This is a genomic window from Fulvivirga sediminis, assembly GCF_016757215.1.
GTDB classification, from domain to species: Bacteria; Bacteroidota; Bacteroidia; order Cytophagales; family Cyclobacteriaceae; genus Fulvivirga; species Fulvivirga sediminis.
Genome location: NZ_JAESIY010000001.1, coordinates 1 through 23,496, shown reverse-complemented (window position 1 = coordinate 23,496; position 23,496 = coordinate 1). Strand labels below are relative to the sequence as shown.

The following is a 23,496-nucleotide window of genomic DNA, read 5'->3' as shown; positions in this document are numbered from 1 at the left end:
TTTCATTATGTTTGATGAACTTTTCGTAGACTGATAAGTGATTTTGGTAGACTAAATGGTGTTATAGCTCTCATTTAGCTTAACCCTACATTCTGTAGCCGCGCATTGCCCTTACATCTACTTTTTAATTTCCGAGCACGTTGCTTTGCTAGGTTTGAAGAAACATCCATCAAATGACTTCTACCAAAACCATCTTAATAGTATTATTTTGTATACAATTAGTGAATATCTGCTATGCTCAGCAAATCCATTCGATTAAGGCCAAAGTGGTCAATTCAGATAATGAGCCCATGATGGGCAATGCGATAATACTGAATGTAAAGGATTCATCAATGATAACCGGAACAAGCTACATGGATGGTGATTTTGAAATCTACCATCTTAATGAGCGCGCGCTACTTTTAAAGCTGCAGTCGCTGGAGTTCCAAGATAAATATATGTTTATAGAGTATGAGGCAGACACGGCCATTGATTTAGGGTATATTGTAGTATCACAAGAAGGCTCCATGTTGGATGAGGTAGTGGTGAGGTCCTCTATACCTCTTTTTGAAACCACCGTGGAAGGCGCTACAAAGGTTAATGTAGCCAATACAATATTAGCCACCAGTACCAGCGTAACAGAGATTTTGTCTAGGTCCCCAAATGTTTTGGTAGATGATGGTACAGTTTCAGTTTTTGGTAAAGGAGAAGCAATTATATACTTAAATGGCCAGCGCATTCAAATGGATCAGTTAAACAATATTCAAGCTGCAGAAATCAAAACCATAGAAATTATATCTAATCCTTCTGCTAAATACGATTCTGAAGGTCAGGCTGTTATTAATATCATTACAGCAGGGTCGGGTCTTGAAGGATTGAAAGGAATATTTAATCAAAATGTTACCGTTTCTGACTTTGCTGAGCCGGCATCAACTACCAACCTAAGTATTGATTATCGAAAGGGCAGGCTCTCTGGTAAAGGTAATTATGGGCTTGAAGTAGGTGCCCAGCGCTTTATTTTGAATACCACCAGGCGAAGAGATGAAGCAGACGATTTTTTTGAGTCGAACATTACTACAGATTGGCAGAGAGATATTAAAAATTATTCAAATTATGGTCTGGGTTTACAGTATGAGCTCTCAAGAGATGGCTATGTTTCAGCGGCTTATAATGGCATGACCTATCAATATGGTGGTACCGAATCCAGCGAAAATCATATGGTCTTTAATAATGCCTACGAGCAATACAAAAGTACGGTATATAAAGATGATCTCACCAGGCAAAATGGACTGACTATCAATTATCTGAATCCAACTGATACGCTGGGGTCATCTTTTTTTGTGGGAGGGCATTATTCAATGTATGGTTCTTATGTAAATGACTTTATTTCAGAGCAATCTATTACCTCTGACAGTGTCAATTATAGAGTTTTGAAAAACATTGTCAATAGAGAAATACCCATTTTGAGTCTGAAAATGGATTATACAAAAGTGATTTCAAATCAAGCACGAATGGTAGCAGGTCTCAAGTACGGAAAAGTAAGCAATACATCCGTTTCACAATTCCTGATTTCAGAAAATGATGGCCCTTATCTCCCAGATAAGCAATTTTCAAGAGATTTTAACTATGATGAAGAAATATATGCCGGATATATCAATTACAACCGGAAAGTAAATAAACAGCTATCTTATGCGGTAGGTATCAGAAGCGAATATACGCGATATGGTCTGGATACTGACGAGCTGGAGACCTCCATTGATGATGTGTATTTTAACATTTTTCCTCATCTCAATGCTACCTATTTGGTGAGCGAAAAACTCTCTTGGTTTAGCTCTATTTCGTCTAGAATAAACCGGCCAGGCTATCAGAGTTTAAATCCAACTATTATTTATCAAGATGCATTTACATCAATACAAGGAAATCCGAACATCGTGCCTACGAAGGTCTATGCCTTTGAAATGGGTGCAAACGTTAGCAATATAACTTTCAAAGCAGGTTATACTTATGAAAAAGATGATATCGCCGGTGGTGCTGTTCAGGGTGATACACCAAGGAGCTATATTTTACAGACTTTGAATGTGAAATCAAGAGAGTCGTATTTTGTAAATGGCATTATTCCCTTTAGTAATAACTGGCTGTGGAGCTCTAATTCTATCAATTTAAGTTATAACAAATATACTTCCAAAGATGAGCTCTATGGTTTTATGCCTACCAAACCTAGAATTTATCTTTATACCAATAATAAAATCACTTTGTTTTCAGGGATAAAATTACATTTACTGGCTTGGTATCGTGGTAATAGTCAGGATGCTATATACTTTAGGAAACATCAGGCAGATGTGACTGTCGGTTTGGAGAAAGATTTGTTAAATAAGGCTGTAAAGCTAAATTTGACAGCTAATGATATTTTTCATACTAACAAGCCTGACGGATATTATACACTGGGAGATACGTTTATTTTATTCGACAGAATATACAATACCCAAAATTTTCGGATATCCATAACTTACAATTTTGGTAAGCTGAAAAAAACAAACTTTAAAAATAAAGCCTCGGGAGAAGAAGAAACTGATAGGCTATAGGCAACCGTATTTGGAATATACAGAATTCGACTGATTTTACTAATTACAGGAGGAGTTGGCTGATTTCCATTAAATGCCTCTCTTTTGACTGTCTGGCGGCATCGTAAGAAATCTAAGGATGCACTTTAAAATCTTCTTGAAGCATCTTTCATATAGAAACTTAGTTCTTTGTAAGTGCCAATTTTATACCCAGAGCTATGAAAATAGTTCCGCTCACACGATCGAGCCAGGTTTTGATTTTTGGGTTCTGCCTAAATTTTTCTGATAAGCGACCAGCAAAGACTGCAACTATCACACACCAGATAGTGCCTGTGGTTAAAAAGGTTAACCCTAGTATAAGAAATGGAAGCGGACTTTCAGAGTGCTCATGGCCAATAAATTGAGGCAGGAAGGCCAGGAAAAATAAAGCTACTTTAGGGTTAAGTAAGTTAGTGAATACACCTGAAATATAAATTTTACGATGACGCTGTGGAGGTTTTGAGTTTAATGATAATCCAGATTTCGAGCTTGAAATAATAGATTTTACTCCCATAAAAATTAGATAAACTGCTCCTAAATATTTAACCGTTTGAAATGCCAGAGCAGATTGAGCCAAAATAATGGATAAGCCTAAAGAAGCTAAAATAATATGCCCAATTGCTCCAGAAATGATGCCTAGTACAGAAAAGATACCTGCTTTAGTACCTTGAGAAATACTTCTACTCATAATATACAGCGTATCTGCACCAGGTGTTATGTTTAGAATGATACCCGCTATTAAAAATGTTTCGTAGTTGATTATGCCCAAGGCTTTCATATTAATCTGATTAAAGAGCTCACAAGGTGGAAATTTATAGAATTATAATATAAATGTAAAGATGAGTACATTTTACTTAAGGCCTATTTCATGGGTTCAAATCCATAAGCTCCAGGCAGTCATTACCACATCAGGAGAAATCTATTAATTTCTGGCAACTTCTGTAAAGCCTTGAATTTTTGAGATTGATAAAATGCCTATTGAAAAAAGGCATCTTTTTTCTTAGGAAGAAGAAGGTTGAACAACAGCTTTTTTTGACTTAATACATAGATCTTTCCTGGGGTACCAATGACAGTATAAAAGCAAATAGTACGTAATATGAAAAGGTCAAAATAATTGAGATCTATTTGAATTATGCATCCGTACCGATCGTCTACACTTCGACACGGCTCAGTGTGACTCGGCAGTGGTTTAATCTTGCTGTACCGTCGTGAGGTGAAATAGGATTGAATCTAAAGAATGTAGCACTTTCTTTGCTACTAATTGCACCAACTGTGAGGTTTATTGGCTTTGGTGATACCTATTTCTTAATTCTTTATTAACATCTTCAAATATGACATCGCCGCTTTGTAAAAAATATTTTACAGAGTCACTATTTTCTGTTTTTATTACTGAATCCCCAAGGTTAAGTTTATGGTAAATTTCTTGATTAACGTGGGTTTCAAAAGCGGTATTTAAGCGAATATACTTAGGAACCCGATATCCATTTTCTGAATTGGTTCGTTTTTCAACTATTATACCAGAGTACGACAGCTTCCTTGCTTGTTGATATCGGCTATGTTTATATTTTTTAGAATTGAAGAACCAATTACCAATTAAGCAAACTATTACTATAGTTGTAACTATCGTCAGTAAAATATATTTTCTGGCAATGTCAAATTGATTTTCTAATTCTTCCTCAGAGTAAGCAGGCTTCATGTTCTATCTTTAAGAATCACAATAAAACTGAATAGTAATCCCTAATTAAAAAGTTAAGTCCAGTTCAAAATGTAGTAAGAGAGTCCGCTGATCGGTGTCGCTGTCACCATTATCATCTGAAATGAGCAGTAAATGTTCTTTACCTTGGGCGTAGAAGGAAGTGATGCCTTCAAAATTGTCCAACACTGCTGATTTTGCATCATAAATTAGTGTAGGCTTTATTTTAGAGTCCTTTAAATCGTCAGCAGAGATATACATAAGCTGCATATGGCTGGTATTGTCAGTCTTATTCCAGGTTTTTTCCATCACTATAATGTCGCTATTATGAAGTGTGGTAGCTCCCTTTACTTCGGTTTGTGTTTTATAATATTTGAGATGTCTAGTGGCATTATTTTTAGGATTTACCATCCAAGCTTCGCAAAATCGCTTTTTATGGTTAAACTCATAGATAGCGAAAAGCTGATTATTTTTAGTAAGTGTTATGCATTCAATTCCGGCATTATGTCTATTGGGAAATTTGCTTAGTGTCAAAGTCTTTTCTACGGTTTTAAAATCGCCTTCTCTATTGAAACCAAGCATTTCTGCTCTTTCGTCAAAAGAGAGGTATATCATATTATCACTCTCCGCTATTGATTCAATTCCACCGTCAACTACTTCTTGATCTAAATCGAATACTTGTCCTTGATCAGTAATTTTAGCACTATCTAAAAGGCCATTTTTATACTGTAGGTTCATCTTATACCACTTAGAGCGGTATTTCAACGGAATTTTATCAATAGGTTTACCGGAGTAATCTGATATGGCCAGCAAGGTATGCCCATCTTCAGAAGCAGATAATGATGATAAGCCACCAAACTTGCTTCGATCATAACTCAGTAAAAGCCCGCCTTTATATTTGATGCTATCATTAGAGAGGCGATTGAATATATCAGGATCCTGGTTGATGCGAGAATCATTTTCTAAAACCCAATGATAAGACTTAATAGATATTGATTCTTGCTGAGCAAAGCCAAAATAATACAGACTGCTACATAAAATGAGCGTGAATAAAGTTTTCTTCATAATATAAAAATGCCGATGGGCGTGTGGATAAGTTCTATCCTTGTTTCATTATCTTCTTTAATTTAGGTAGAACAGGAGCATTTTTGTCCTGAAACATTTCTATGGATACAATGATGCTGTTGAGTAGTTTAATAGCTTCTATTATATGAGGACCTTTATTAAGCATCACACATTCCGCCTTTGTTGAGTTCACCACATCGGTAATTTCAGATCTGGAAGGCAAACCTTTTTTTGCCAGGTTTTCAAGTACCTGGGTAGCCCATACCACTGGTATGTGGGCTGCATTGCAAATGGCCAGCATCTCCTTTTGTATACTGCCTATTTTTTCCCATCCGGTTTCAATGGCCAAATCACCACGGGCGATCATAACGCCTACTTTTTTGAGTTTCATAGCCTCTAAAAGTATTTTGGACAGGTTATCATAGCCTTTTTGAGTTTCAATTTTGAGTATTACTCCCAATGTTTCCTTTACGCCTAACTTGTCCATTTCCTGTACCATTTCTATCACATCTTGTGGTGACTGGACAAAAGAGAAATTCACCACATCAGCATTTTGTGCTATAAACCGGAGATCTTCTCTGTCTTTAGGAGTAAGGCCGCTAATCTGCACATTAGAATCGGGCAGGTTGATGCCCTTATCAGATTTTAGCTTGCTGCCACCAGATTTTACTTTGGTAATATTTACTAATACATAGTCTTCCTCAATGGCTTTAATTTTACCACTGATTTCACCATCATCAAAAAAGATCGGATCTCCTTTTTTGGCCGCCTCCAATGCTTCTGGCAGCGAGCAGGAAATTTGAGCTGGGGCCGTTACATTACCCGTTTCGTCATAGCTGGCCGGCGACCCTTTAATAGGTGTTTTGTATACTTTCAGTTGGTCACCTCTTTTTAGATAAATCACTTTTTCTACCGGAGTAAGATTACCGACGGCAGATTCACCAGTATCTGATTTTAGAATAGTGCCTGTTTCCACATAAGCAGAGTCATCACTGTGGATAACTACGCTTTCAGGATTCACCTCCATTACTACGGCCTCGCGAGCTTTGTCTCTTTTATCTTTAAACCTGATAGCATCTCCTTGCTTTAAGCTTTTAAGCCAATTATAGTTTACAGGCAAAGCATTAGAAGAGAGTTCTAAAGATTCGTCAGTTACCAGCTTTATTACGGTAGGTTCTACCACATGGCCAAATTCATTTCTATTGGGTTTGAAATGTTTTACACCATCGTGTGTCTCTATTTCTCCGGTTCTTATTTTTGGTCCACCCACATCCATAGTGATCATTACCTGCTTGTTTAGCTTTACAGAAGCCGTTTGTACATGGTTGATCATCTGTTTCCAGCCTTCGGCATCATCATGGGCACAGTTTATTCGGGCGCAGTTCATACCATTAGCCACTAGTTCTTCTACCATATCATAATTATTAATGGCGGCAGACGGGATGGTGACCATAATTCTGAGTCTGCGGTTATTGGGGCGCTTACCAAGTAGTGCTTTGGTGTTTTGCTTAAGTCTTTTTTCACTTTGCTTTATTGACAAATTGAAGTGTGAAGGCAGCTCTGCTGGCTCATCGAGTAATTTTTTGAGGAAAAAGAGAGTGGTTTTGAGGCTGGCTTCTACGTGCGCTTCAGATCGAGCCAGCCGAGACATACCCAGATTACCCAGGCGACGCTGTAGCTTGCGAATATCAAAAGAGCGAAGCCGCAGGTAATGTAATAAGTTAATAGCACTTTTATGATGTGTAGGATCTACCTCATTTATGATAGATTCTTTGGCTTCTTCACCTTGTTCTACAGCAGCTATAATATCCTTTATGGAATCTTTTATTTCATCTATTTTCTCCTTTTTCATGTCAGTTTTATTCTTACTAAACCAATATAGGAAGTAACGAATATCCTGTCAAAGTTTCATAGAAGTGGCTATAAGTTTTTATTAACTTTTTGAAATAGGCCATTTTTGAATTGATTAACGCTTTTGCATCATTCTGGAAATCTGAATATTTTTCCATTCTGTAAGTTTATTATTACTTTATATACCAACCGTAGAATTAGCCTTAATAAATCATTTAGGAGATTGGCCTGTATATTTTTTAGAGGTTCGGCTAAAGTTGATTGCGCTATTGCAAGCCACTTAATTTTTCATTTTAAAATTTAGCTTTCTGATTGAAAAATCAAAAAGATCTAATATATGGCACCGATGCTAGTCTGGATTTTATTCCTAATGACAATAAATTACATGGGGTGAACTTTTCCCTAAATGGGTTCATGAGCACCCTGAAATAACTGTCCGCCTTCAAAACGCTGCTATTCCACTTATGGAAGAGTCTGGTGAAAAACATGAAATCTATCCTAAATATGTAGTACTGGAATTCGGACAAATAGTATTTAAAAAGACGAAGGGCGGAACAATGAAAAGGTTGTTTATGAAGCTCCTTATGAAGGAATGATTGAGGAGATGATTAGCGGAAAACTCAGCTTTTCTTAAGCTGCTGACCAAATCAAAATTAAGGTAGCAGTTATTAATGCAGAGAATAGGCCAACACACATGAATAACGGCATATAGTTTTCATGTATGTTGGCTTTTTCTTTTATATGTGGATATTAATATAGATTTTGGTTTGAAGTTTTATCGGCTATATGCAAAAGGTCACAATAGTTTTAATATTCAGTTTACTGGCTATAGTTGTTAAACCAATATCAGCACAGTCTCAGGTAGATGAAAAAGAGATGGTTGGTTTTGCCTGCTATTTTGCTGGTAAGCAAACTAATACATTGGAAGAGGTAGGTCGTATACTAGAGAAAAATAATTATAAGGCACTTTTAAACATGTTAACCTCTAAGAATAATGCGAAGAAATATATGGCGGTTATTTGCTTAGAAAAATTTAGCAGCTTAGAGAAATTTGAATTGACAAATGAACATCTTACTCTGATTTCAGAGATAAAGAGCTCTACTAATTCAGTCTCTGTATGCTCGGGTTGTACCTATTTTAATCAAGTAACATTAAAAAGTTTGTTTGAAGGTGATATGAAGCTGGTCGCTCAAAGCTGGCTTCAACAACAGTTTAATGGAATTAGTACTGAGCCATGAGAGAGTTTAAGCATACATCACGTAAATCTAAAATTAGAGTTTTGTTAGAATTTTTATTTCCGTTTTTTTTTGGAAATGAAAACAGCCAATATTCAAATTGGATTGGGCATAATAATCGAATGGAATCACGGCGACGGAAAACCATGTTTGATAGGTGGAATAGATAAGTTAAAGATGAAACACCTGACAATCATTTCGTTTTTCACGTTTATTAATTTTCTCTATGCCAATGGGCAGAATACTTCATTTAAAAGCGATTGGGAGCAAATATTAATATCGGATGTTAGTTTAGGTGAGTTTACATTCAAGAAAGATTATATACTATTAAGGAATAACCTGTCATTAACTACACCAGAAAGGCCTGATTCAGTTATTAAAGAAATACGGCGGTCTTTAATTGATTCACTTATTCTTTCTCTTAAAAATCACAGTCATGTTATACAGAACCCGTTGCTTATGTTTAACCGTGATTCTCTGTGGTTGATTAATAATGCTGAAAAGCTCTGGTCTGAATATGACGTGGAGGAACGTTCTGAAGAAATAGATTCTATTGCTATTCAGGCTATAAAAAATTATTCTAATAACAAAAGATTCATTTGGGGTTTAACGTTGCCCAATCAGTATCACTATAATGATGTTTTTGTTAATATAAAGATTATAACTCGTACAGATACTTTATCAATATCATCAATTAAAAATAAACCATATATGCTTCCTTGGGAGGTTAATGGAAAAAGGATTTATAATTCGAATATTTCTAGATTCATAGCTGAGATCCTCCCAAAGAGCCAATACAGTAATAAATCTAAATTACTCGGGGTTGGCTTTAATGATTTTTTAATAAAAGCTCTATATCACACTGTTATAGAAAAGGAAATTAGATTTCATAATATTAAGAAAACCTATAAAAAGGAATTTCGGTATATAAATAATTTCTTTCAGGTAGAAAAAGCTCAATTTGGTGATATGGCTTCCATTGAATGGGGAGGATGGTTTGGGAGACCATGCATTGAGCTAACAATGACGGATTCTTCTCTTTCTGATCAATTGCAGTTTTCAATAATTTCGGGAAAACATAGCCTTATGAGTACATTCAGATCTCTGAAAAGAAATAAAGATAAGCTTATTAATCAACTAAGAAATAACCCTGTTTATCAATATTTAATAGAATGTGATGAATGCTTAGGAGAAATACATTGGGTGCAAGATCAATCTCTTAGCGGGGAAGCTAAAAGTGCTTTTTTTGATGATCTTAAGCAAAACGATAAAGGAAAATTTAAACGGCAATTTAGCAAGGCAATTTTTTTTGAACTAACTGAGCGAAGAAATAAGGAAAGAAGCTTTTCCAGATGGATTTTTCTTAAAGATGGAACTATTATTTTATGGGAAATAGAAGGTGGTTTTCTCATGGATTTGCCTGACTACATTATTAGGGACAAGGGATATATCACCGAAATAATTAAACGTAGTGACTTTGCTCATAAATAGGAGAAAGCAGAAAATTTAAATGGTAAACAATTGCGGTAATAGAATTTTACCTTATCCTAAAACAGCGCTAAAACCTCATCATGACTAAATCCTTCTTCATACTTATTATCACCTTAATTTCTTGCAGCTCAGCTGTGAAAACGGCTAGTGTTTCTAAACATGTTAGTGATGTAGATACACCATATATTAGCAAAGATTCTCTCTTGTTTAATATCACTTCCTATAATCTTAGTGAAGATTTAACGAAAAATGATGAATTACTCATCATGGCTTATTGGTTATGCGATTCATTACCATTAGAAACGGCATTTATTAAAAAGCAATTGATAATCGATCCGGATCACATGTCGCGGGATTTTACCTGGCCAATTCTACTAACTTCTGAAGGAAAAAACATGTTGTTATTCTTTATTGAGCAGGATTCTGAAACTCCTATTCCTCAGATTGATGCCATTTTAAGGATTCATCATACAGATTTGATTGATGCTTTTAACAGACATAGCTATTCTGATATTGAAACATACCTCGGTGATTAGGATTTACTGAGCTATAAGTTGATTAAGGAGGTGAATTTTTCTAAACCCATACAGTTTAGTTTTAGTGGAAGGTATAAAATGGATAAATATGAGTATGCTGTAGATATTCAAAAGCTAAAGTCTACTTATAATTTCAAATAACTTCTCTTCACTCTACTCATTTACTTTCTCAATAGTTATTCTACATATTTGTGATAATAGATTTGTATTAAAGTTGATTAACTCTGCATAAATGGAGAACGAATTAGAAAAGATAAAATCGGCCTTTTTGGGTCAGGCTATAGGTGATGCACTTGGGGTACCGGTAGAGTTTAGTAGTAGAGAACACTTGGCTAAAAATCCTGTGAAAGATTATATGGGGTATATGTGCTGGAATCAGCCTCCCGGCACTTTTTCTGATGATAGCTCTATGATGTTTTGTACCGCTGAGAGCTTGTGTCTTGGTTTCGATATAGAAGACATGGCCAAGCGATTTGTAAAATGGTATAAAGAAGGCTATTGGGGAGCCAGACATGAGCTTTTTGATATTGGCGGAACGACCAGATATAGTTTAGATAGAATAGTAAATGGTGAAAGTGCTTATTACAGCGGGGATTTCTTTCCTGAAAGTAATGGAAATGGTTCTTTGATGAGGATTTTGCCCTTGGTTTTTTATTTACAAAATGAGCCAGACAGGGCGAAAAGGTATGAAATCATTAAGCAGGTCTCTTCTATTACGCATGCTCATTTCAGATCGGTAATGTCGTGCTTCATATTTGTTGAATATGGCATTCAGTTAATGACTGACGATAAACACAAAGCCTTACAAAAGGCCGCTGATCATGTAAAGGCTTTTATAGCAACCAAGAATTTTAATCAGGAAGAGGTCAGGTTATTTGATCGGGTTTTGAATTTGGATATAACGCATTTGCCAGCAGAACAAATAGCTTCAGAAGGATATGTTTTGCATTCGTTAGAAAGTTCAATATGGTGTTTGCTCACTACTGACTCTTATGTAGAATCTGTGCTAAAAGCGGTGAACCTTGGTGGAGATACTGATACTACCGCTGCTATTAATGGAGGATTGGCTGGTTTGTATTATGGTCTAAATAATATCCCCGACAATTGGAAAGCGGGTTTAGCTAGGGTGACAGACATAGAAAAGCTTTGTGCCGATTTTTATCATAGCCTCAATATGAAAAATGGCTGACATTCATTCTCCCAAAACGCAGGCACAGCTGGCACTTTGGATGGAAGCCAATTGCTATAATTTCAATAGTTATAGCATTAATGGTAATATTATTTATGAGGGTTTCGGAATAAAGCAGGCAGCCGGAAAATATCAATGGTATTATACGGAGCGAGGGCAAAAGAGCATAATAAAGGAGTTTGATAATGAAGAAGAAGTGGTTGCCTACGCTTTTAAGCAAATTACTGCTGATCAATGGGCCAAAAGCCATTGTATTGGTTTCACTTGGATTGAAAGTGACTCAAAAACATTAGCTGAACAATTACGAAAGCGCGGCATTACATTTCACCAGGATGAAATTCCATATTATGGCCCTAATGAACCTGTTTATCGCACCTATGTTTATGGCTGTGACTGCCATAAGGTAGAAGACTTGAAAAAGAAGTATTATCACGAAAAGCCTTAAAGCGAATAACTATGACCGCACTTGAGAAATATATCACTACTTTTTTTGGAGAGATACCTGAGACAGATTTAAAAACTATTGTCTCACTTTTTAAACATACAACCATGAAGAAGGGAGATTATCTATTGCAAACGGGTAAGGTATGTGAAAGGCTAAGCTTTGTGCATGAGGGTTTATTAAGGCAGTTTGTAGCTACTCCGGAAAAAGATATAACTCAATGGATATCCACTTCAGGCTATTTTTCCGGTGATCTTTCAAGCTTCGTTACTGAAGCTAAGTCTGAGCTTACTATTCAAGCTTTAGTTGATACCGAAATCTCTTACATCTCTAAACATGACTATAAATTATTGGGTGAATGGGTACCCAAATGGCATGAGATAGAAAAAGGCTTTATCATTAAATGTTTCATTATGATGGAGCAGCGCATATATAGACATCTATCCATGACAGCCGAAGAACGATATGAATATTATTTTGAGCATAACAAAGAGCTTTTTAATCAGGTGCCATTACAGTATATCGCTTCAATGCTGGGCATGTCACCAGAAACCCTCAGTCGAATAAGAAAGAAGGCTAATTCTTGATATATGTCAAGTAGCTTTGGTTTTCTTGTAGAGATCTTTGTAGTAGATAATAGATATAATTATGAAAACTACATTGAAATTAGAAGAAGCGGCTGTTTTTGGCCTGTGCATGGTTTTATTTGCTCAATTGGATATAGCTTGGTGGTGGTTTCCCTTGCTCTTGTTTGTTCCTGATATTGGAATGTTAGGTTATGCAGTTAACACTAAGATAGGGGCAATAACCTATAATATTTGCCATCATAGATTAGTAGCAGTCTTGATGGCGATAGTAAGTTTCTCAATTGGCAGCCAAACGGGATTGTTAATTGCCATTATCATATTTGCTCATATTTCATTTGATAGAATGTTAGGTTATGGCCTTAAGTACACTGATAGTTTTAAGCACACCCATTTAGGAACCATGGGCAAGAAGTGAGTATTTGTGTAATACTTAATAATAAGTGTTATGATAAAGGAAAACAGTTGAGGCGTAATTAAACAATGAATCTGAACTGATCGTCTAAACTTCGATGCGTCTCAGTGTAACTAGACTGTGGTTTCATCTTGCTCTACCGTCGTTAGGAACAATCTATGAATTGGTTGAGCAGAGAAGTAAATAGAAAATACGCCTTTCATGACGAAATAAATCTAAAAATGGATCGTATATACTCGCGCTATTTTGGCTAAAGCAGCCTAAAGTCCACGTATCTAGTTAGTAAGAAATAAGAACAATAAATGACGAACTTGTCCAGAATCCCACTTTTCTGCATTATTGTAACGAACATTACAATAACATGAAAGGAAGACCAATTATTCATAATAATCAGGAGATAATTCTAAGTGCTTAGCAAGTATTTTGCCAGAGGGGTTATAGTGCTACTGCAATGGCAGATTTAAGCCAGAGTACTGGCGCGGGTGCTGGCAGCTTATATAATAATTTCAAAGGAGGCAAAAAGGAACTATTTAGAAGGTCTCTTCTTCAGAGGCGTGAGGACTTGAACCAGTTTAAAGAGCTACTGGAACGCAGTGAGCAACCGATAGAATTAATAAAGAATTTCTTTCTGGGAATAGCCGACGAAGGTGAAAAGTCTCACAAGAAGGGATGTATTGTTGCTAATACTATTGTAGAAATGACCTTTGTTGATGAAGATCTTGAAAAGGAAGCCGCACAAATACTTAAGGATACTGAGGCACTTTATACTAACACTATAATTTCAGAGCAGAGAAAAGGAAATCTTCAATCTGCCATTTCTGCGGATGTACTCGGTAAGCACTTGATTACCTTATGGTGCGGAATCAATTCTTCGAGGAGGATATATCCGGATAGGAATATTCTTCATCAGCAGATAGAATTACAACTGCAGATCTTACAATAAATTTTTTTGACTATTTATTTAATAATCATTATATAAATTAAAGTATGAATTTAGGACTACCAGGAAAGAAAGCCTTCACAAGCGGCTCTACCCAAGGACTCGGCTTTGCTATAGCCAAACAGTTGGTGGCCCTACATATTCTGATGGTGTAGCTTCAGTAGTAGAACAAATGGCAGAGGAACAGAATCTCAGTAGTGAGCAAATGCAAAATGCGATTATTCAACCAACAGAAATTGCTAATCTGGCCGTTTATCTCTCTAGTCCGCTATCAGTAGCTACTAACGGAGCTTCGTTAAGAGCTGATTCAGGAGTGTTAAAAACAGTATAAGTGTTAATAGATTCAAGAAAACAATGTTTCGCCCTCAGCGAAGCATTGTTGATTAATACTTCATAACGTCAGCCATTCAGCTTTTAGATTCTTTTTGGCCTGTTTCTCAAATGTCAATTGAAATTCACTGGTTTTAAAGATATTCTTCATATCCAGAAAGTGTTCAATTACCTTTTTCCTTCCGCTGTTATATACTGCATCAGGATAGATTATATACTCCTTTCTAATTTGCTGTGTATACTCTTTATATTTATGCGGTGTTTTTCCAAGAATGGCGAGATCAAAATCAATTAAGAAATTAGTATCGCTATCATCATCTAATTGATGCTTGTTGGTAGAGATAATCTGATGCTCGCATTTTTTAATAATAGCTTCTGGCACTTTCATTTCCTTAAGCCTGTTTTTTGCAAAAGATGCACTTTCTTCCTCGTTACAGGAGCTTTTAACGTCATAAACCATGTCATGATAAAAAATTGAGAATATGATGGGACCTGTATCATTGAGATGACCACAGTATTCAGTCATTTTATTTAGCATGTATTTCAAGTGATTCAGATTATGATAATGTCTGAAAGGACTCGAATACCCGACTTCTATTTCCTCCCAAAATTGATTAATTAACCTGAGATCTTCAGTGTACTTAAAAGCCAGTTTTGTAAACAGTGCTTTCAACATTTCCATTTTACAGTGCTATTTATCTATTATACTATAGTTATTAAAGTAAATCTATGCGTAATGCTTACCAATAAGATTGATAATTATTTTTAATCTCTACCCTTAAAATCAATAAAATATATTAAAAAATTATTATATTTTGATTAATGAATTAGATTGATCAATGAATTAGATTGATCAATGTTTTAAATAACAATGAACACTTCGTTGCAATTGATTATATCTCCTTATATACCAAACCTATGAAAAATCTACTCTTAATCTTCTGTCTACTTAGCATTATCATGGCCTGCGAATCTGAGCGCACTTTTTCAATAAATATATCTTCTGAAAATGATGATATTGACAGTATTTATATCCATGAACTGAGTAAAGAACTGCTGATGGTGAAGGCAGGAATAAACCAGGCTAATGCAAAACCTATAAATGCAAAAGTGAGCTATACCACCATAGGCAATATCAAGACTAAGGATGAGAAAAAAGCTATTTAACTATTCTTTATCCTGGTAAGGTTATGGATATAATGATTGCTGAAGATTCTACCATTCAAACCAATCATTTGGGAGATTCATTACTTAACTATTTATGGAAAAGTAACAATGAATACATCGGTAAAAATACTGCTTTCATTTTTGGTAACTATGAGCCAGATACTTTACTATCATTTTTTAGAAATATTGAAAACCTAAGAAGAAAACAGATAGAAAATTATGCCGATATGCTGACCAACAAGGAGAAAGATCTTCTAATATTTCAAAACACCGCAAGAATCAATTCCTTTTTATTTTATTTAGGTCGAATAGTAAAGCAATATCCAGTTGAACATGAATTTTACTCTTTCATAAAAGATATTGATAATAACAACGGACTGGCCAAGACACTCTACATAAACCTACTTTATAAGCATGAGATAACCTATCTTCTTAAAAATGACTCAATAAAGAGTAACCAGGACTTTTTAGATTATATAGCTACCGAGACAGACAATCCAGATCTTTCTGACTTTTTGAAAGTGAAATATATTGAAGGGATAATTAGTTCGCCAGATTATTGGCCAAAACATGAAAAACTCCTTAATACAAAGACGCTAAAGGAGATAGTACAAAGTGAAAAATCGAATAAGTATTTCGATTTGATTAAAGCACCTGCAGAGTCATTTTACGCTGCTCAAAGTGGGGTTGATGCTTATAACTTTACTGCCGAGCGGGTAGATAGTACTAAAATAAAGTTATCAGAATTAAAAGGAAAACTAGTGTTTATCGATTCATGGGCAACTTGGTGTGGACCATGCCTAATGCAAAGGCCACGAGTACTGGAAATGGCCGATAAGTATAAGTATCAACCTAATGTTGAAATATTAAGAATTTCACTTGATGACAATAGAGAAAGTTGGATAAAGCATTTAACTAAAAATGAAGATCTAGATAAAAGTGGAGAGTTGTATGTTCCCAATGCCTTTGATTCAGATTTTAGCAATAACTATAATGTTAAGTCACTTCCAAAATACATATTAATTGACCCTGAAGGTAAGATAATTAATGCCAATTTGGGTGAACCTTCAATGGCGATAGAAGAGATGGTTGACCATGAACTTACTAAACTGTAAGTGTATAGCCTTTTCTTATTCTAATAACTGACCTCGTCTCGCGTAATATTAACAGAATCAAAGTCAGCCTGAGATTCTCGAAGGGTAGACTTTCCACAGGCTTAGGAATAGCTAATGCAGAATAATAGGAAAGAGGAGATAGTGAATATGAATTTCCATGAAGCTGGTCTCTGCTTCGAGTTTCCTCAGCATGACCTAGTATGGAAACTGTTAACTAATCCAAAGTCAGCCTGAGGTTCTCGAAGGGTAGACGATTGTTACGAATTGATAATCTATTTATTCATTTAACAGAAGCTTTTAAGAATCAAGGCCTTATCTTTGGCGCTTTACTTTGGTAACAGTTAATAATGAATAAACTAATAACTACAGCGATTTTATTAATCACAGGATTTTGTGCTCAAGCACAGTCGGGTATTCCAGAATTAAAACCATTTGGCAAAGATGTAAATGACCTTACTTTTAAGAACTGGAAGGTGATTGCGGAGGCTAAAGGTGATCTCAATAAGGATGGTGTTGAAGACTTGGCTTTCGTTATTCAAAATACGGATAAGAAAAACCTAAAAATTAATGATGGCTTAGGAGTAGATACTGTGGATCATAATCCAAGAGTGCTGGGTATATATTTTGGTCAAAAGGGTGGAGGCTATCAGAAACAATTACAATCTAATGAGTTCATTCTTATTAGAGAATTTCCTACCATGGATGACCCTTTTGATGGCATAAGCATTTTAAGTAATGGCGTCTTGCAAATAGACTTTCATTTTTGGTACAGTGCCGGTAGCTGGTATATGTCTAATCATCAATATAAATTCCGGTATCAGCATCAGCGTTTTGAGCTGATAGGCTATGAGTGTAGTGAGATGCATCGGGCTAGTATGAATTCCACAGACTATAGCATAAATTTTTCTACTCGAAAAATGAGTATCATTAGAATCACCCATAATGAAAAAACAGACAAGGAGGAAGAAACAAAGGAGTTAAAGACTTTTGAACTGGAAACGCTTCCTTCAATAAAATCATTAAAAAAACCCTTCGAATGGGAATTTGAGGATATTCTTATATAATTACCTCTTCAAAGCTTTCGAAACTTAGTTCCTATATAATCTATGAAATCAGGAATAAGGCCCTGTTGTCTAATAATAGTCTGAATTTGTGCTCTATGATGTATAGAATGAAAATTGAGCTGCAGAATGATATCTTTTGGCTCTGCTGCCCAAGGGGTATCATCCTGCCCGTAAAAACTCACTTCTTTTCTTAAAGCAATTTCATCGTTTTGTTCTATATAGGTGAGCCAGGGTTGTAGGCTTTTGTTCCATTCTTCTTCTAGCTCGTGGAAGCTATATATTGGCTCCCACCAGCTCATAGATTGCACATCATGGTATTGATCTAGTCTGGCTTTCCATTTATACTGGCAATTAATAAGGTGGCTAAAAAGCTTTATACTTTCTTGCTTTTCATCTAATTCATTAATTTTTTTTAGGAGCTGTTTATTAGTACTATCATTGAATAGGAATAAGTCAATGAGGTGTTTTTTTAGGTTCATAGGTTGATGTGATTATTATGGAAGTTATGGCTTTTAAATGATATTCCTATTTTTTGGAATAATTTAATAGTGTAACTATGCTCAGGTGGGTATTATTATTTATGATTGTTGATAATAATATTAATAGAAGATGGATTCGAAAGAAGCAAAAAGAATATCGAAATTTTTGAGCCTGGTGCTCAGGCATAAGCCAGAGCAGATTGACTTAAAACTGGATAATGCAGGCTGGGCTATGGTAGAGGAGTTAATTGAAAAGTGTAATAGTCACTCTATTGCGTTGGATGTGGATAAACTCACCGAAATTGTGGATAATAATGATAAAAAACGATTTGTATTTTCCAGTGATAAACAAAAGATTAGAGCTAATCAAGGGCATTCACTTCAGGTAGATTTAGGCTTAGAACAGAAGGAACCACCGGTTTTATTATATCATGGTACTGCTATCCGCAATATAGATTCTATTAAAGAAAAAGGTCTTTTAAAAGGAGAGAGACACCATGTACACCTCTCTGCTCAAACGGATGTGGCCATGCAGGTGGGCAGCCGTTACGGAAAGGCTACGGTGCTTACTGTAAATACTGATCTAATGTATAAAGATGGATTGTTGTTTTACCAATCAGAAAATGGTGTGTGGCTAACAGACTATGTTCCACCAAAATATATTGATTTTAAAGATTTATGATTCAGGAAATATATCAAAGGGCAATGAAGTTTGCCGGAGAGAAGCATAGTGCTCAAAAGGTGCCTGGTACGGAAGCTAATTATCTATTGCATATTTCTAATGTGGCTATGGAGGTAATAATGGCCTATCATTACAATGGTAATTTTGATCTGACATTGGCTATTCAGGTAGCTATTTTGCATGATACACTGGAAGATACTGAAACGACTTATCAAGAGCTTGTACAAGAGTTTGGTGATAAGGTAGCCCAAGGAGTACAAGCATTGACAAAAAATGCAGATTTATCATCAAAAAAAGAAAGGATGGAGGATAGTCTACTGCGTGTTTCCCAATTAGGTAGAGAAGTAGGCCTGGTGAAGTTGGCAGATAGAATTACCAATCTACAAAAGCCACCGGGCCACTGGAGTAGCGACAAAATCAATGGCTACTTAGCAGAAGCTCAATTGATCAATGAAGTGTTGAGCGATAAAAACGAATACCTTAATAATAGACTTGCTGTTAAGATAAAGGAATATCAAAATTATCTTTAGCCTACTTCTACCAATCCTACTCGATTGTTTAGTTTAGCACTGCAGATAAACCTAGGATCTAGAGAAATTTCATGCCAGCATGAACTCATGTTTTCTGAGAAGTTAATGTCGTCGAGAATAATTATGGATCCTTTTTTTGCCCTGCTCAGTACTAACTCTAGCTGAGGAACTACAAATTGCTTGGTGTGGATGGCGTCAATAAAGGCGATATCTATACATTCATTTTTGCTAAGTTTTGCATCGATGTGATCTTCAAAAGTACCTACTGTTAGCTCAAACCGATCGCTAATCTTACTTAGGTTTTCACGAGCCAAGTCAGTCCATACCTTATTCGGATCGAAGGTTAATAACTTGCCGTGGTTGTTTTTATTGAGACCAGCTAAGAAATACATGCCTGAAACCCCGAAAGCCGTACCAATTTCTACTATAGTATTTGGTTTTTTTTCTTCTACCAAGTAAGTGAAGAATCTGCCAATAGTAGCTTCAGTACGTACGTCATTAGAGCACCTGGTTGGTAAACCTTTATTATTTTGCTTGTAGCCTTCCCATATAGGTTGAGGCCCTTTTTGATTAGTAAGCTGAGCATACCTTTCTATTTTAAGGCTGTAATCGCTAGGCTTTGGTTCTGTAAAACCATTTGGAAGAAGGTCCTCTAACCAGGAATTATCACTTTTCTTCGCCCACTGAACTTCCAATTTGCGCGGACGGTAATTGGCCACATAGGGCTTAATTATGTGTTTGAAGTTAATAATCATGTTAAATGCCATTTATCTATAGAACAAAGAAATTTTACTGCTTATATAATTTTTTAGAATTGTATTTTAAAAAATACAACCATCATAATAGCTACTGTCTTTATTAAAGTTAACCATGTCTGTTCTTGAGATCAATACCTAAGGTTGGTTATATGTTATTAACTTTTGCATCAATAATAAACTAGGATTTACTTACTTTCGAGAGCCTATTGAAGTGAAAATGATATTTTAAGCATCAATCGATTATCATTCATAATATCCTTGATTTTTATCTGCTATGGGTCTTTAGCAAGTGGACAAACTAAGGAAGAGCACATTCAAAACCTAAGATCGGAGTTTCAGAGAGTTAACAGTATTACAGATTTAAAGGAAATAGTGATAGATAGTGAAGATTTTTTGGATCATGTAACAGATGGAGGCGGTGAACTAAAAGGCTATTTTGAAAATGCAGACCTAGTGAAATTTACTGAAAGAATAGGCCTTTCTTATGGTGTAAGAGTGACGGATTATTATAGTAAAGCAGGTAGAATATTCTTTTCCTATAGAATAGAAAGCCGTTTTGATGATAAATATGATGATTCTGGTGAACTAACTGGACTTAACTATTCTAAACTCATATTAAAATATGAAGGCAGGTATTATTTCAATAATGGTAAGTTGATAGAGATAATAGAAAAAGTTGAGCCTATGTTTAGTAGTCCTTTTGAGGCAAATTCATTTCTTAAAGTTGGGCATGAATTAAAAGAGCTATTAGTTAAAGCAAAATAGCATGGCATAAAGTCATTGAAAATAATTCTTCAATCACACTCCGTTTTAAAATTCGACACCTTATAACCACTGCTACCAGTGTAGTTATAATGCCACCATTCAGTTCTTATGGCGTTGAAACCAAAGGCCTCCATGGTAGATTTTAATAGTTTTCTATTATTCAATACTGTATCAGGAAGTTGCTGATAAGCATGATGGGCTTCTTCACCAAAGAAGTCAAAGTCGGTACCCATATCTAATTCATTTCCCTGGTTATCAACCAAGGTGATATCAACAGCTCCACCCTTGTTGTGGATAGATCCGGTGGTGTAAGGGTTAGCCACATACTTAGCGTTAGGATATATTTCCCACATAGCCTTTTGAACATCAAGTGGGCGGTAGCAATCAAAAAACTTGATATGATAACCTATCTTGGCGAGAGAATCATTTACCTGTATCAGACCATCTGCCACCTCTTTTCTGATCATGCATTCAGGACAATCATAAACAGCCTTTTTAAGAAAATTATCTTCAGTAGCATATTTCATATCATAAAAAAAGCCGCTGGCATAATCATTAAGCACCACAAAGGCAGTGTCTGAAATCGGTTCTTTTGGCGTTTGAATTACTTCAGCCTCTTCGCCATTAGTCATAGAGTCTGTATTAGTGAGAAGTTCATATGTTTTTGCTGCTTCCTTTTTGGGAGTACCGCAGGAAATAAGAGAGAAGACAAGGATGATGAATATTAAGTTATTGTAAGTCATAGTATATTTATTGCCAGCAAATTATAGCAAGAACATTAGAAAAGAAAATGGATAGAGTAAAAGGGGGTAGATACTTTTAATTCTATTGATGCAGTAGCGCCAGTCAAATTGATGGTTGAGATCTACAGAGCACCTGTGAATGATTGTTGTGGATAACTGCAGTCAGGCTCAATTTTAAACCAGGCATTTCATAAAATTATAGAATCTTAAGAACAAGTAAAGGCTAAAATAACGACTTTAGGAAGTCGTAGGCTTGAGTATAACTGGACTTTAAATAAGAGTTTTGTTAATTGAAGTTCGAGAAAGAAACTCAAAACGGTATTAAATGTGCTAAGTCGTCAACGGTAAGGGAAGGTGCCGATTAATTAATAAAATAGGGACCTGTGCTTTATTTGAGAAGTCCCTATTTTATTTTGAATCATTGCTGGCTAAGGATAAGCCATTTATTCTTTTGTAAATACTAAATCTATTTCATTAGTGGTATCTGAACTTGGATCTAATCTTGCATATCCATGTAAGATTAATTTTTTATTACTTATATGCGTAATCATTCTATATTCATCAATATACCTTTCATTAACTTCTTCACTCCAGCCAAGTAGAATATCCGAAAAAGATGGGTTTCTTTTAACCTTCCAGTAAATATCCAATTCACTTAATTGGCAATTACTCACAGGGCTATTAAACTTGCCCATCTGGTTAGCTGAAAAGACAATAAAAATAGATTTATAACAATCAGGTAACTCATCATTTAGTAATTTACTGGAGTTGCTACCATCTTTATTTAGATCATATGGTCCACCCACAATATCAATCAGCTGCCACTTGCCTTGCAATTCATTAAATAGATTAATATTCTGATTATTATGCAAAAATCGGTTTTGATACTGGTCCATAAACTTGCTCAGTTCATTTTTATATGATTCTTCAATCATTGTAACTTTAGCCAGGTGATACCATGCCTTATCAAATTCATTGGCCCAGGTATAACAAAAAGCAAGGTTATAATTTAAGCCTGATGCGATTTCTTTGTTGATGCGCGCTTTGTCATCAAGGGTATCTGCTTGGCTCAGTTCTTTTTCAAAAACAGAAATTGAGGTTCTAATTTTTTCAATATTTTTTGAATCTAATGATTTGTTAATGGGTGATGAAAATACATCATCTACAATATCTAATGCATTTTTTATTTCATCATAGTTTAATTTTTTGCCTTTAGCGCTAAATAGGTACCAATATTCTTTATTTTGGATAGATTGAAACTTTTCTAAATAAATCGCAATCTCTTTTAAAATTTTATTGTATACGCCTCTTTTATGATCATCATCATCAGTAAGAAATTTCATATTTGCTTCATTCGTATAAGTTGAAGATAGATACACTACAGTATCTTCTTTATGTATAATTTCATCAGATCTTAAGAAAGACTTTTTTTCTTTGTTGTTGTATAAATAGGCTTTTAAAGGAAACTGAAATTTAATTTGCTTCCTAACTGAAGTTCCGTCACTTACTGTTTGCTCACTTAAAATTTTTAAATCACCACTAGTATACAACTCAATGATCAAATCAGCATCTTCGGTTTTATTTGCCTTTTCTAATCCATTGATGGGCATTTCACGGGCTTTTGATATTATATATTTTTTCTTGAAAATATTGCCTCTTGGCTCAATAATAAAGGATTTGTAAACCTCAGGAATAAAGACTTCTGGATATTTATTGTACTCAAAAGATATCTTATCCGTTTTTAGTTTTTGAGCTTTTGTTTGTGTGCATAATAGCATTACAATGATCATACCCCAAAAATTAGGTCAACAGTTTAAGTTCAAAAAAGAAACTTAAATTTAC

At 35.3% G+C, this 23,496-nt stretch carries 26 protein-coding genes and 1 pseudogene; 18 read left to right on the top strand and 9 right to left on the bottom strand.

The window, feature by feature from the left end; translation table 11 throughout:
• Positions 1 to 173: 173 nt before the first annotated feature.
• Positions 174 to 2,561 carry an outer membrane beta-barrel family protein gene (locus JL102_RS00130; RefSeq protein ID WP_202241364.1) on the top strand — a complete coding sequence of 796 codons (2,388 nt, stop codon included), beginning with the start codon at positions 174 to 176 and terminating at the stop codon, positions 2,559 to 2,561.
• A gap of 160 nt (positions 2,562 to 2,721) precedes the next feature.
• On the opposite strand, the gene JL102_RS00125 is transcribed toward JL102_RS00130, so the two are convergent.
• The 4 genes from JL102_RS00125 to JL102_RS00110 form a co-directional block, all read right to left on the bottom strand.
• Positions 2,722 to 3,357, bottom strand: coding sequence for a LysE family translocator (locus JL102_RS00125; RefSeq protein ID WP_202241363.1), 636 nt, complete (start codon positions 3,355 to 3,357; stop codon positions 2,722 to 2,724).
• 501 nt (positions 3,358 to 3,858) lie between these two features.
• The gene (locus tag JL102_RS00120; RefSeq protein ID WP_202241361.1) at positions 3,859 to 4,275 is read right to left on the bottom strand and encodes a hypothetical protein; all 417 of its coding nucleotides are present in this window, start codon (positions 4,273 to 4,275) and stop codon (positions 3,859 to 3,861) included.
• A 45-nt stretch (positions 4,276 to 4,320) separates the two neighbouring features.
• Positions 4,321 to 5,337 carry an esterase-like activity of phytase family protein gene (locus JL102_RS00115; protein WP_202241360.1) on the bottom strand — a complete coding sequence of 339 codons (1,017 nt, stop codon included), beginning with the start codon at positions 5,335 to 5,337 and terminating at the stop codon, positions 4,321 to 4,323.
• Positions 5,338 to 5,371: 34 nt separating this feature from the next.
• The gene (locus tag JL102_RS00110) at positions 5,372 to 7,189 is read right to left on the bottom strand and encodes a pyruvate kinase (RefSeq protein WP_202241358.1); all 1,818 of its coding nucleotides are present in this window, start codon (positions 7,187 to 7,189) and stop codon (positions 5,372 to 5,374) included.
• A 379-nt stretch (positions 7,190 to 7,568) separates the two neighbouring features.
• On the opposite strand from JL102_RS00110, the gene JL102_RS24080 reads away from it, so the two are divergent.
• The 11 genes and pseudogenes from JL102_RS24080 to JL102_RS00060 all read left to right on the top strand — a co-directional run bounded on the left by JL102_RS24080 (position 7,569) and on the right by JL102_RS00060 (position 14,352).
• Positions 7,569 to 7,784 carry a phenolic acid decarboxylase gene (locus tag JL102_RS24080; RefSeq protein ID WP_394369225.1) on the top strand — a complete coding sequence of 72 codons (216 nt, stop codon included), beginning with the start codon at positions 7,569 to 7,571 and terminating at the stop codon, positions 7,782 to 7,784.
• Positions 7,785 to 7,974: 190 nt separating this feature from the next.
• A complete protein-coding gene (locus JL102_RS00100; RefSeq protein WP_202241356.1) occupies positions 7,975 to 8,427 on the top strand; it encodes a hypothetical protein in 453 nt (150 codons plus the stop codon).
• Between the two features lie 75 nt (positions 8,428 to 8,502).
• Positions 8,503 to 9,915, top strand: coding sequence for a hypothetical protein (locus JL102_RS00095; RefSeq protein WP_202241354.1), 1,413 nt, complete (start codon positions 8,503 to 8,505; stop codon positions 9,913 to 9,915).
• Positions 9,916 to 9,995: 80 nt separating this feature from the next.
• Complete coding sequence (locus JL102_RS00090; protein ID WP_202241352.1) at positions 9,996 to 10,451, top strand: hypothetical protein; 456 nt, start codon at positions 9,996 to 9,998, stop codon at positions 10,449 to 10,451.
• 232 nt (positions 10,452 to 10,683) lie between these two features.
• The gene (locus JL102_RS00085) at positions 10,684 to 11,640 is read left to right on the top strand and encodes an ADP-ribosylglycohydrolase family protein (RefSeq protein WP_202241350.1); all 957 of its coding nucleotides are present in this window, start codon (positions 10,684 to 10,686) and stop codon (positions 11,638 to 11,640) included.
• A complete protein-coding gene (locus tag JL102_RS00080; protein ID WP_202241349.1) occupies positions 11,633 to 12,085 on the top strand; it encodes a hypothetical protein in 453 nt (150 codons plus the stop codon). Before JL102_RS00085 ends, JL102_RS00080 begins: the two co-directional genes overlap by 8 nt.
• 11 nt (positions 12,086 to 12,096) lie before the next feature.
• Entirely contained in the window at positions 12,097 to 12,669 is a 573-nt protein-coding gene (locus JL102_RS00075; protein ID WP_202241347.1) for a Crp/Fnr family transcriptional regulator, read from the top strand.
• Between the two features lie 61 nt (positions 12,670 to 12,730).
• Positions 12,731 to 13,084 (top strand): DUF4260 domain-containing protein, encoded by a 354-nt coding sequence (locus tag JL102_RS00070; RefSeq protein WP_202241345.1) that lies wholly within the window; start codon positions 12,731 to 12,733, stop codon positions 13,082 to 13,084.
• A gap of 427 nt (positions 13,085 to 13,511) precedes the next feature.
• A pseudogene (locus JL102_RS23730) lies at positions 13,512 to 13,604 on the top strand (TetR family transcriptional regulator); the annotation flags it as partial.
• A 39-nt stretch (positions 13,605 to 13,643) separates the two neighbouring features.
• Positions 13,644 to 14,024, top strand: a complete 381-nt coding sequence (locus tag JL102_RS00065; protein WP_262896840.1) for a TetR family transcriptional regulator C-terminal domain-containing protein — start codon at positions 13,644 to 13,646, stop codon at positions 14,022 to 14,024.
• A gap of 169 nt (positions 14,025 to 14,193) precedes the next feature.
• Positions 14,194 to 14,352 (top strand): hypothetical protein, encoded by a 159-nt coding sequence (locus JL102_RS00060; protein ID WP_202241343.1) that lies wholly within the window; start codon positions 14,194 to 14,196, stop codon positions 14,350 to 14,352.
• A gap of 60 nt (positions 14,353 to 14,412) precedes the next feature.
• Here JL102_RS00060 and JL102_RS00055 read toward each other — a convergent pair whose 3' ends face one another.
• Complete coding sequence (locus JL102_RS00055; RefSeq protein ID WP_202241341.1) at positions 14,413 to 15,033, bottom strand: HD domain-containing protein; 621 nt, start codon at positions 15,031 to 15,033, stop codon at positions 14,413 to 14,415.
• 236 nt (positions 15,034 to 15,269) lie between these two features.
• Between JL102_RS00055 and JL102_RS00050 the strand changes: the two genes are divergently transcribed.
• From JL102_RS00050 to JL102_RS00040, 3 genes are all read left to right on the top strand, one after another.
• The gene (locus JL102_RS00050) at positions 15,270 to 15,518 is read left to right on the top strand and encodes a hypothetical protein (RefSeq protein WP_202241339.1); all 249 of its coding nucleotides are present in this window, start codon (positions 15,270 to 15,272) and stop codon (positions 15,516 to 15,518) included.
• Between the two features lie 23 nt (positions 15,519 to 15,541).
• Positions 15,542 to 16,633, top strand: coding sequence for a TlpA family protein disulfide reductase (locus JL102_RS00045; RefSeq protein ID WP_202241337.1), 1,092 nt, complete (start codon positions 15,542 to 15,544; stop codon positions 16,631 to 16,633).
• Between the two features lie 347 nt (positions 16,634 to 16,980).
• Positions 16,981 to 17,697 carry a hypothetical protein gene (locus JL102_RS00040; protein WP_202241335.1) on the top strand — a complete coding sequence of 239 codons (717 nt, stop codon included), beginning with the start codon at positions 16,981 to 16,983 and terminating at the stop codon, positions 17,695 to 17,697.
• Positions 17,698 to 17,705: 8 nt separating this feature from the next.
• On the opposite strand, the gene JL102_RS00035 is transcribed toward JL102_RS00040, so the two are convergent.
• Entirely contained in the window at positions 17,706 to 18,176 is a 471-nt protein-coding gene (locus JL102_RS00035; RefSeq protein WP_202241333.1) for a DinB family protein, read from the bottom strand.
• A 130-nt stretch (positions 18,177 to 18,306) separates the two neighbouring features.
• On the opposite strand from JL102_RS00035, the gene JL102_RS00030 reads away from it, so the two are divergent.
• Positions 18,307 to 18,858 (top strand): RNA 2'-phosphotransferase, encoded by a 552-nt coding sequence (locus JL102_RS00030; RefSeq protein ID WP_202241331.1) that lies wholly within the window; start codon positions 18,307 to 18,309, stop codon positions 18,856 to 18,858.
• Positions 18,855 to 19,388, top strand: a complete 534-nt coding sequence (locus tag JL102_RS00025; protein WP_202241329.1) for an HD domain-containing protein — start codon at positions 18,855 to 18,857, stop codon at positions 19,386 to 19,388. The genes JL102_RS00030 and JL102_RS00025 overlap by 4 nt, the downstream gene beginning before the upstream one ends.
• On the opposite strand, the gene JL102_RS00020 is transcribed toward JL102_RS00025, so the two are convergent.
• Positions 19,385 to 20,143 (bottom strand): O-methyltransferase, encoded by a 759-nt coding sequence (locus JL102_RS00020; protein WP_202241327.1) that lies wholly within the window; start codon positions 20,141 to 20,143, stop codon positions 19,385 to 19,387. The two genes, JL102_RS00025 and JL102_RS00020, sit on opposite strands and share 4 nt — an antisense overlap.
• A 261-nt stretch (positions 20,144 to 20,404) precedes the next feature.
• On the opposite strand from JL102_RS00020, the gene JL102_RS00015 reads away from it, so the two are divergent.
• Positions 20,405 to 20,911 (top strand): hypothetical protein, encoded by a 507-nt coding sequence (locus JL102_RS00015; protein WP_202241325.1) that lies wholly within the window; start codon positions 20,405 to 20,407, stop codon positions 20,909 to 20,911.
• A gap of 29 nt (positions 20,912 to 20,940) precedes the next feature.
• On the opposite strand, the gene JL102_RS00010 is transcribed toward JL102_RS00015, so the two are convergent.
• The gene (locus JL102_RS00010) at positions 20,941 to 21,654 is read right to left on the bottom strand and encodes a M15 family metallopeptidase (protein ID WP_237390265.1); all 714 of its coding nucleotides are present in this window, start codon (positions 21,652 to 21,654) and stop codon (positions 20,941 to 20,943) included.
• Positions 21,655 to 22,097: 443 nt separating this feature from the next.
• On the bottom strand, positions 22,098 to 23,444 hold the full coding sequence (locus tag JL102_RS00005) for a hypothetical protein (RefSeq protein ID WP_202241323.1): 1,347 nt from the start codon (positions 23,442 to 23,444) through the stop codon (positions 22,098 to 22,100).
• Positions 23,445 to 23,496 lie beyond the last annotated feature (52 nt).